The organism is Novosphingobium mangrovisedimenti (assembly GCF_025153475.1).
GTDB classification, from domain to species: domain Bacteria; phylum Pseudomonadota; class Alphaproteobacteria; order Sphingomonadales; family Sphingomonadaceae; genus Novosphingobium; species Novosphingobium mangrovi_A.
In genome coordinates, this window is sequence record NZ_JANZXA010000031.1 from 1 (window position 1) to 9,177 (window position 9,177).

Below are 9,177 nucleotides of genomic sequence, written 5' to 3' on the forward strand. Positions count from 1 at the left end.
ATTTGCAAATGCGTTTCAAATAGTGCAATGAATGAGGCAGTTGGCGACAGAGACGGCGATTCGGCGTCTAGGTCCAGCCGAATGCAAAATCATCGAGGCGGGAAAGGATCTGATGGCTACCATGGCAAGCTCGACTTTGGACACGGCACGTCCGGAAATCGGTAGGTCGCTGGTTGTCGGCGGAAGCTCGACCAATTACCACGACGTCGGCGAAGGCGCCCCGGTGCTGCTGGTCCACGGATCGGGCCCCGGTGTGACAGCCTGGGCAAACTGGCGGCTGAATATGCCGATCCTCGCCGAGGATTTCCGGGTCATCGCGCCCGACATGTTCGGCTTCGGCTATTCGGACAGCAAGGGCCGGATCGAGGACAAGCAGGTCTGGGTCGATCAGCTCGCCGGCTTTCTCGACGGACTAGGCATCGACAAGGTTTCGATCGTCGGCAATTCTTTCGGTGGCGGGATCACACTGGCGTTCATGATTGCCCACCCCGATCGGGTGGAGCGCGCCGTTCTGATGGGACCTGCAGGGCTCAACTTTCCGATTACCCCTGCGCTCGACAAGGTCTGGGGCTATGAACCCTCGGTCGAGGCGATGCGCGAATCGCTCAAGTACCTTGCCTGGGATCACAGCCGCCTGACCGAGGATCTGATCCAGTCGCGCTATGTCGCCAGCGCCCGGCCCGAAGCACATGAACCCTATCATGCAACGTTCGGCGGCGCCGACCGCCAGGCCAACGTGGCGATGCTCGCCAGCCGCGAGGAGGACATCGCCGCAATCGCGCACGAAACCCTGATCCTGCACGGGATTGCCGATCAGGTGATCCCGCTCGATTCTACCGTACGCCTCGCCACGCTGATGAAGCGGGCCGATCTGCATCTGTTCGCCGAATGCGGACACTGGGTGCAGATCGAGCGGATGGCAAGTTTCAACCGGATGGTTGCCGAGTTCTTTAGGAATGGTCTCAAGGGCTGAACGGAAAGGAGTGTCGACATGGCTCTAACTGGTGTAATTCGTCCTGGCTACGTGCAGCTCAGGGTTCTCGACCTCGATGAGGCTATTGCCCATTACCGCGACCGGATTGGTTTGAATTTCGTCAATCGCGACGGCGACCGCGCCTTTTTCCAGGCGTTTGACGAATTCGATCGGCACAGCATTATCCTGCGCGAGGCCGACCAAGCCGGGATGGACGTGATGGGCTTCAAGGTCGTCAAGGATGCCGACCTCGACCATTTCGCGGAGCGCCTGCTCGATATCGGCGTCCATGTCGATGTGATCCCGGCCGGATCGGACCCCGGTGTGGGTCGCAAGATCCGCTTCAACACGCCAACCCAGCACGTGTTCGAACTCTACGCCGAAATGGAACTGTCGGCCACCGGCCCGGCGGTCAATAACCCCGATGTCTGGGTGATCGAACCGCGCGGCATGCGTGCCACCCGCTTCGATCACTGCGCACTGAATGGCGTGGACATCTCCGCATCCGCAAAGATCTTCGTCGATGCGCTGGATTTCTCGGTTACCGAGGAACTGGTCGATGAAGGCAGTGGGACGCGCCTCGGCATCTTCCTGAGCTGCAGCAACAAGGCGCACGATGTTGCCTTCCTCGGCTATCCCGAAGACGGCAAGATCCACCACACCTCTTTCAACCTCGAATCCTGGCACGACGTCGGCCATGCAGCCGACATCATCAGCCGCTACGATATTTCGCTCGATATCGGGCCGACGCGTCACGGGATCACCCGCGGCCAGACGATCTACTTCTTCGATCCCTCGGGTAACCGCAACGAAACCTTCAGCGGCGGTTACATCTATTATCCCGACAATCCGCAGCGCATGTGGCAGGCAGAGAGCGCCGGCAAGGCGATCTTCTACTACGAAAAGGCGCTGAACGACCGCTTCATGACGGTGAACACCTGATCATGGACGGGGTGGTTTCGGTCCGGACGGTAGGCCACGAACTGGCGCTCAAGGCAGCGGCTGCCGCCGTTGCCACGGGTGCGGCGGCGGGCTGTCCGGTCGTTGCCGCGGTGGTCGGCGCCGGGGGAGATCTGGTCGCGTTCGTCCGCGCCAGCGGCTCCCCTTCGCCATCCGCAAAGATCGCGCAAGATAAGGCTTACAGCGCCGCCAGCTTCCGCGTCCCGACGCCGGATCTCTATGCGATGGTTTCCGGCAATCCGGCCCTGCGCGACGGGATCGTCGCGCAGCCGGGATTAGCGATGTTCGGCGGCGGCCTGCCGATCGAAATCGCCGGTGAATTCGTCGGTGCGATCGGTGTTTCCGGCGGGAGCGAAGCGATGGACGTCGAATACGCCAACGCCGGTCTCGCTGCGATCGGCGCAAGGCAATTCTGACGCACCATAGCCTCCGGCCAACTTAGGTATTATGCACCAATGACCTCAGCTTCCTCCTCTCCGGTCACCGAAACTATCCTGAACTTCATTGACGGTTCCTATCGCAAAGGTAGCGAGGGTAAGTCGTTTCCCAACGTCAATCCGGCCACCGGCACCGCGATCGGGGTTGTGCACGAAGCAAGCCAGGCCGACGTCGCAGACGCCGTGGCTGCGGCTAAGGCAGCGCTTACCGGGCCATGGGGCAAGATGACCACGGCCGAGCGGGTCAAGCTGATCGCCGCCGTGGCGACCGAGATCGAACGCCGAGCGGATGATTTCCTGGCTGCCGAAGTGGCCGACACCGGCAAGCCGCGCCATGTCGCGTCCCATATCGACATTCCGCGCGGGGCCGCCAACTTCCGCATGTTCGCGGATGTCGTCTCGACGATGCCGGGCGAAAGCTTCAACACATCGACCCCCGATGGCGGCCAGGCGCTCAACTATACCGTGCGCAAGCCCAAGGGTGTGGTCGCGGTGGTCTGCCCGTGGAACTTCCCGCTGCTGCTGATGACCTGGAAGGTTGGCCCGGCGCTGGCCTGCGGCAATACCGTGGTGGTCAAGCCGTCCGAGGAAACGCCTCGGACCGCTGCCCTGCTGGGCGAAGTAATGAACGCGGTGGGCATGCCCAAGGGTGTCTACAACGTCGTCCACGGATTCGGTCCGGGTTCGGCCGGCGAATTCCTCACGTCCAACCCCGATGTCGATGCCATCACCTTCACCGGCGAGACCGGCACCGGACAGGCGATCATGCAGAAGGCCGCGATCGGCGTTCGCGACATTTCGTTCGAACTCGGTGGCAAGAACCCGGCGATTGTGTTCGCCGATGCCGACCTCGACAAGGCGGTCGAGGGTCTGTCGCGCTCGGTCTTCCTGAACACCGGGCAGGTCTGCCTCGGAACCGAGCGGGTCTATGTCGAACGACCGATCTTCGACGCCTTCGTGGCGCGGATGGTGGCGGCGGCGCAGGGCTTCAAGCCGGGCGTGACCGGTGATCGCGCCTATCTCGGCCCGCTGATCAGCGCCGAGCACCGCGAGAAAGTGCTGGGTTACTATCGCCGTGCGGTCGAGGACGGGGCCACCGTGGTCACCGGCGGCGGCGTTCCCGAAATCTCGGGTGCGGAAGCCGGCGGCTTCTTCGTGGAACCGACGCTGTGGATCGACGTCGCCCACGGCGATACCGTGATGCGCGAGGAAATCTTCGGACCGTGCTGCGGTATCGTGCCGTTCGACAGCGAGGACGAGGTGATCGCACTTGCAAACGATACGGTTTACGGCCTGTGCGCCTCGATCTGGACCGAAAACCTGTCCCGCGGACACCGCGTGGCTGCGGCGATGGACGTGGGGGTGTGCTGGGTCAATTCCTGGTTCCTGCGCGATCTGCGCACGGCTTTCGGCGGGTCCGGGCATTCCGGCATCGGCCGGGAAGGCGGGGTGCACAGCCTCGAATTCTACACCGAGATCACCAACATTTGCGTGAAGCTGTAAGACGATGACAATCGACCCCAAGACTATCGAACAAGCGGCCCTGGCGCTGCGCGGCGCGGCCGAAACGGGGAAGCCTGTCAGCCCGATCCGCGACCTGATTTCGGCTGGTGGCGTCGAAGCCGCCTATGCCGTGCAGGAAGCCAACACCAAGCACTACCTCGCCAATGGACGGCGCCTGGTCGGCCGCAAGATCGGGTTGACCTCGATCGCGGTCCAGCGGCAGCTTGGGGTGGATCAGCCCGACTATGGGATGCTGTTCGCTGACATGGACGTGCCGGAAGGCATCCCGGTGTCGCTCGACCAGGTGATCCAGCCCAAGGTTGAGGCCGAGATTGCGATCGTCGTTGGGCGGGATTTGCCCCACCCCGACATGACGACCTCCGAAATGATTCGCGCGGTCGAATATGTCGTTCCGGCAATCGAGATCGTCGACAGCCGCGTCGCAAACTGGGACATCAAGATCTGGGACACGATCGCCGATAATGCCTCGAGCGGACTGTTCGTGCTCGGCGCGGTGCCGCGCAAGCTCGACGGGCTCGATCTGCGCAGCTGCGGCATGGTCATGGAAGCCAAGGGTGAGCCGATTTCGGTCGGTGCCGGGATCGCCTGTCTGGGCAGCCCGATCACCGCCTCGCTGTGGCTGGCGCGGGTGATGGCCAAAGCGGGGCGTCCGTTGCTCGAAGGCGACGTGATCCTGTCGGGCGCGCTCGGGCCGATGGCCGGGGTGGCGCGCGGGGATGTGGTCGAGGCGCGGATTAACGGCGTCGGAACGGTTCGGGCGGCGTTCGCTGCTGACTGAATTGGAAGTGGAGGTTGGTCAAATGGCCAGGATGAAGTGCGCGATTATCGGTTCCGGAAACATCGGCACCGATTTGATGATCAAGCTGCTCAAGGGCTCGGACACTCTGGAGCTGGCGGCGGTAGTCGGGATCGATCCGGCGTCGGAAGGCCTGGCGATGGCCCGCGAACGGGGCGTGGCCACCACTCACGAGGGGATTGAGGGCCTGTGCCGCATGCCGCAATATGCCGATATCGGCATCGCCTTCGATGCGACTTCGGCATATGCCCACAAGGCGCATGACGAGATACTCGCCCGCGACGGCAAGCTGATGGTCGACCTGACCCCGGCGGCGATCGGTCCGGCGACCATCCCGCCGGTCAACCCTGCGGTCGATGCGACCGTTCGCAACATCAACATGGTGACCTGCGGTGGCCAGGCGACGATCCCGATCGTCGCGGCGGTCTCGCAGGTGGCCAAGGTGCGCTATGCGGAAATCGTCGCGTCGGTTTCGTCGCGCTCCGCCGGTCCCGGCACCCGTGCCAACATTGATGAGTTCACCCGCACCACGGCGCGGGCGATCGAAACTGTCGGCGGCGCGGCCAAGGGCCGGGCTGTGATCATCCTTAATCCCGCCGAACCGCCGATGATCATGCGTGATACGATCTTCACGCTGTCGGAAATGGTCGATGAGGACAAGGTGCGCGATTCGGTCCTGGCTATGATTGCAAGGGTGCAGTCGTACGTGCCGGGCTACCGGCTCAAGCAGGAAGTACAGTTCGAACGCTTTGGCTCGAACCGGCCGCTCAAGATCCCCGGCTACGGTGAATTCGAAGGACTCAAGACCAGCGTGTTCCTCGAGGTCGAGGGCGCGGGCGATTATCTGCCCAACTATTCCGGCAACCTCGACATCATGACCGCTGCCGCCAAGGCGGCAGGCGAGAGCCTGGCCAAGACTCATATGGAAAAAACCGCAGCATGACCTTTGATCCAACATCTGATCGGCTCTACATCCAGGACGTGACCTTGCGCGACGGGATGCACGCCATCCTGCATATGTATGGCACCGACAGCGTCCGCACGATCGCTAAGGCGCTTGACGAGGCAGGGGTGGATGCGATCGAGGTCTCGCACGGCGATGGCCTGAACGGTTCGACCTTCAATTACGGATTTGGCGCCCATACCGACTGGGACTGGATCGAGGCTGCCGCCGACGTAATCAAGAACGCGGTGCTGACAACGCTTCTGGTGCCCGGTATCGGCACCGCCGAAGAACTCAAGCGGGCCTATTCGATGGGAGTGCGCTCGGTCAGGGTCGCGACCCACTGCACCGAGGCCGACGTCGGCAAGCAGCACATCGGCATCGCGCGCGATCTGGGCATGGACGTATCGGGCTTCCTGATGATGAGCCACATGATCGAGCCCGAGGCGCTCGCCCAGCAGGCGCTGCTGATGGAAAGCTATGGCGCGCATTGCGTCTATGTCACCGACAGCGGCGGGGCGCTCGACATGGATGGCGTGATTGCACGTCTCCAAGCCTATGACCGGGTGCTCAAACCTGAAACCCAACGCGGCATCCATGCGCACCACAATCTGTCCCTGGGCGTGGCCAATTCGATTGTCGCCGCGCAAGCCGGCGCGGTGCGGATCGACGCGAGCCTTGCCGGGATGGGTGCGGGAGCCGGTAACGCACCGCTCGAGGTGTTCATCGCCGCCGCCAACCGCAAGGGCTGGAAGCACGGCTGCGACGTGATGGCGCTGATGGACGCGGCGGACGACATCATACGCCCGCTTCAGGACCGTCCGGTGAGGGTCGATCGCGAGACGCTCAGCCTGGGCTATGCAGGCGTCTATTCAAGCTTCCTGCGCCATGCGGAAAAGGCAGCGGAACAGTACGGAATCGATACCCGCGAGATCCTCGTCGAATTGGGCAACCGCCGGATGGTCGGAGGCCAGGAAGACATGATCATCGACGTTGCACTTGATCTGATCAAAGCCAAGGCGAACTGAGATGGACAGGCTGGCGAAATACGCGGAAATGCTCGACTCTGCACAGCGTGAAGCAACAGCTACCCCGCAAATCACCCCTGTGGACACCGCTTTCACGGTGGAAGAGGCCTATCAGGTGCAGAAGCTCTCGGTCGATCGGCGCCTGTCGCGTGGCGAACGGCGCATCGGCGTCAAGATGGGGCTGACCAGCCGGGCCAAGATGTTGCAGGTCGGCGTCGACGAAGTGGCCTGGGGCAGGCTCACCGATGCGATGCTGGTCGAGGAAGGATCCGCCCTTTCGCGCGCGCGCTACGTCCACCCCCGGGTCGAACCGGAAGTCGCCTTTCTGATGAAGGCCCCGCTGGTCGGTAAGGTGACTGCCGCCGCTGCGCTGGCAGCAGTCGAAGCGATCGCCCCGGCGATGGAGATCATCGACAGCCGTTACGAGAACTTCAAGTTCGCGCTCGAGGACGTGATCGCCGACAACACTTCCTCGTCGGGGCTGGTGATCGGATCCTGGCACGATCCCCGGATCGATTTTTCGAATCTAGGCGTGATCCTCGAAATCGATGGCGAAGTGGTACAGGTCGGGTCGACCGCGGCGATCCTTGGCCACCCCATCCGTTCGCTGGTTGCTGCGGCCCGGCTGGTTGCCGAAGCGGGCGAACAGATCAACGCCGGTGACATCGTCATGGCTGGCGGCATCACCGCCGCGCCCAACCTGGCTCCCGGCCAGACCGTGCGGACGACCGTGCAGAACCTTGGCGCGGTCATGTTCCAGGTGGAGGCCTGATATGCCGATCATCGAGGTCAACCTGCTCGAAGGGCGCCCGCCAGAAGCCAAAGAGCGGCTGATCAAGGCTCTGACCGATGCTGCCATCGATGCTATCGGGGCCCCGCGTGAGTCGGTTCGCGTCATCCTTCGCGAGATGGCCCCGGCGCATTTCGCGGTGGGGGGGGTAAGCTTTGCGGCGAAGGCCGCTGCCGCCGCGCAGCCCCGAGTCGAAGAAGATTGGTCGAATGAGGCTTGAGCCCTACCAGATCCGGATCCTCGGAGGGGGGCAGTTCGCGTGCCCCGAGGGTGAACGCGTACTGATCGCGATGGAGCAGTTTGGTGCCAGCGATATAGGAGTGGGCTGCCGCGGCGGTGGTTGCGGGTTTTGCCTGGTTCGAGTCGTCGAAGGCGAATACCGGACCGGCAAGATGAGCACGGCCAAGGTTTCTGTCGCCGACCAGGCAAAGGGATACGCCCTGGCCTGTCGGATCTATCCGATGAATGACCTAGTCATCGAAGTTCTATGAAAACCAAGGGAGAGTTGTCATGGCTACGCAGTTGAAAAGTACAGAAAACGAATACGGCATAAAGTCCGAGTACGGCCATTATATCGGCGGCGAGTGGATTGCCGGGGACAGCGGCAAGACCATTGATCTACTCAATCCCTCGACCGGCAAGGTGCTGACCAAGATCCAGGCCGGCAACGCCAAGGACATTGAGCGTGCGATTGCCGCTGCCAAGGCTGCTTTTCCCAAGTGGTCGCAAAGCCTGCCCGGCGAGCGCCAGGAGATCCTGATCGAAATTGCGCGCCGGCTGAAGGCACGCCAGTCGCACTACGCGACGCTCGAAACGTTGAACAACGGCAAGCCGATGCGCGAATCGATGTTCTTCGACATGACCCAGACTATCGGTCAGTTCGAGCTGTTCGCTGGCGCTGCCTATGGCCTGCATGGCCAGACGCTCGACTATCCCGATGCGATCGGCATCGTTCACCGCGAACCGCTGGGTGTCTGCGCGCAGATCATCCCGTGGAACGTACCGATGTTGATGATGGCGTGCAAAATCGCACCGGCGCTGGCATCGGGCAACACTGTCGTTCTGAAGCCGGCCGAGACGGTCTGCCTTTCGGTGATCGAATTCTTCGTGGAAATGGCCGATCTGCTGCCGCCGGGTGTGATCAACGTCGTCACCGGCTATGGTGCGGATGTGGGCGAGGCGCTGGTCACCAGCCCCGATGTCGCCAAGGTAGCCTTCACCGGTTCGATCGCCACTGCGCGCCGGATTATCCAGTATGCCTCCGCAAACATCATCCCGCAGACGCTCGAGTTGGGCGGCAAGTCGGCGCACATCGTGTGCGGCGATGCCGATATCGACGCGGCGGTGGAAAGCGCTACCATGTCGACCGTGCTCAACAAGGGTGAGGTCTGTCTGGCCGGTTCGCGCTTGTTCCTGCACCAGTCGATCCAGGACGAGTTCTTGGCCAAGTTCAAAACCGCACTTGAAGGCATCCGCCAGGGCGATCCCCTCGATATGGCAACCCAGCTTGGCGCCCAGGCGTCGAAGATGCAGTTCGACAAGGTAGAAAGCTACCTGCGCCTCGCAACCGAGGAAGGGGCCGAAGTTTTGACCGGCGGCACCCGCGCCGATGCTGCAAATCTGGCGGGTGGCAACTTCATCAAGCCGACGGTGTTCACCAATGTGAAGAACACAATGCGCATCGCGCAGGAGGAGATCTTCGGGCCGGTGACCAGTGTCATCAGCT

11 protein-coding genes are annotated in these 9,177 nt (G+C 62.5%); all 11 read left to right on the plus strand.

All coding sequences use genetic code 11. The features are described 5' to 3' along the window. The first annotated feature begins 121 nt into the window (after nucleotides 1-121). Nucleotides 122-973: an alpha/beta fold hydrolase gene (locus NZK81_RS21000; RefSeq protein WP_260047942.1), complete on the plus strand. Its 852-nt coding sequence runs from the start codon at nucleotides 122-124 to the stop codon at nucleotides 971-973. Nucleotides 974-991: 18 nt separating this feature from the next. Further along, a complete protein-coding gene (locus NZK81_RS21005; protein ID WP_260047927.1) occupies nucleotides 992-1,915 on the plus strand; it encodes a catechol 2,3-dioxygenase in 924 nt (307 codons plus the stop codon). A 2-nt stretch (nucleotides 1,916-1,917) separates the two neighbouring features. Beyond that, entirely contained in the window at nucleotides 1,918-2,349 is a 432-nt protein-coding gene (locus tag NZK81_RS21010) for a GlcG/HbpS family heme-binding protein (protein WP_260047928.1), read from the plus strand. A gap of 39 nt (nucleotides 2,350-2,388) precedes the next feature. Continuing rightward, nucleotides 2,389-3,873, plus strand: a complete 1,485-nt coding sequence (locus NZK81_RS21015) for a 2-hydroxymuconic semialdehyde dehydrogenase (RefSeq protein ID WP_260047929.1) — start codon at nucleotides 2,389-2,391, stop codon at nucleotides 3,871-3,873. Nucleotides 3,874-3,877: 4 nt separating this feature from the next. Further along, nucleotides 3,878-4,672, plus strand: a complete 795-nt coding sequence (locus NZK81_RS21020) for a fumarylacetoacetate hydrolase family protein (RefSeq protein WP_260047931.1) — start codon at nucleotides 3,878-3,880, stop codon at nucleotides 4,670-4,672. 22 nt (nucleotides 4,673-4,694) lie between these two features. Then, nucleotides 4,695-5,633, plus strand: a complete 939-nt coding sequence (locus tag NZK81_RS21025) for an acetaldehyde dehydrogenase (acetylating) (RefSeq protein WP_260047933.1) — start codon at nucleotides 4,695-4,697, stop codon at nucleotides 5,631-5,633. Further along, nucleotides 5,630-6,661: a 4-hydroxy-2-oxovalerate aldolase gene (gene dmpG / locus NZK81_RS21030; protein WP_010891015.1), complete on the plus strand. Its 1,032-nt coding sequence runs from the start codon at nucleotides 5,630-5,632 to the stop codon at nucleotides 6,659-6,661. Before NZK81_RS21025 ends, dmpG begins: the two co-directional genes overlap by 4 nt. 1 nt (nucleotide 6,662) lies before the next feature. Further along, complete coding sequence (locus NZK81_RS21035) at nucleotides 6,663-7,433, plus strand: 2-keto-4-pentenoate hydratase (protein WP_024020833.1); 771 nt, start codon at nucleotides 6,663-6,665, stop codon at nucleotides 7,431-7,433. 1 nt (nucleotide 7,434) lies between these two features. Further along, on the plus strand, nucleotides 7,435-7,671 hold the full coding sequence (locus NZK81_RS21040; protein WP_188823278.1) for a 2-hydroxymuconate tautomerase: 237 nt from the start codon (nucleotides 7,435-7,437) through the stop codon (nucleotides 7,669-7,671). Continuing rightward, complete coding sequence (locus NZK81_RS21045; RefSeq protein WP_188823276.1) at nucleotides 7,661-7,942, plus strand: 2Fe-2S iron-sulfur cluster binding domain-containing protein; 282 nt, start codon at nucleotides 7,661-7,663, stop codon at nucleotides 7,940-7,942. Before NZK81_RS21040 ends, NZK81_RS21045 begins: the two co-directional genes overlap by 11 nt. A 19-nt stretch (nucleotides 7,943-7,961) precedes the next feature. After that, nucleotides 7,962-9,177 (plus strand): aldehyde dehydrogenase family protein (locus tag NZK81_RS21050; protein ID WP_260047941.1); only part of this gene is annotated, 1,216 nt, incomplete at its 3' end.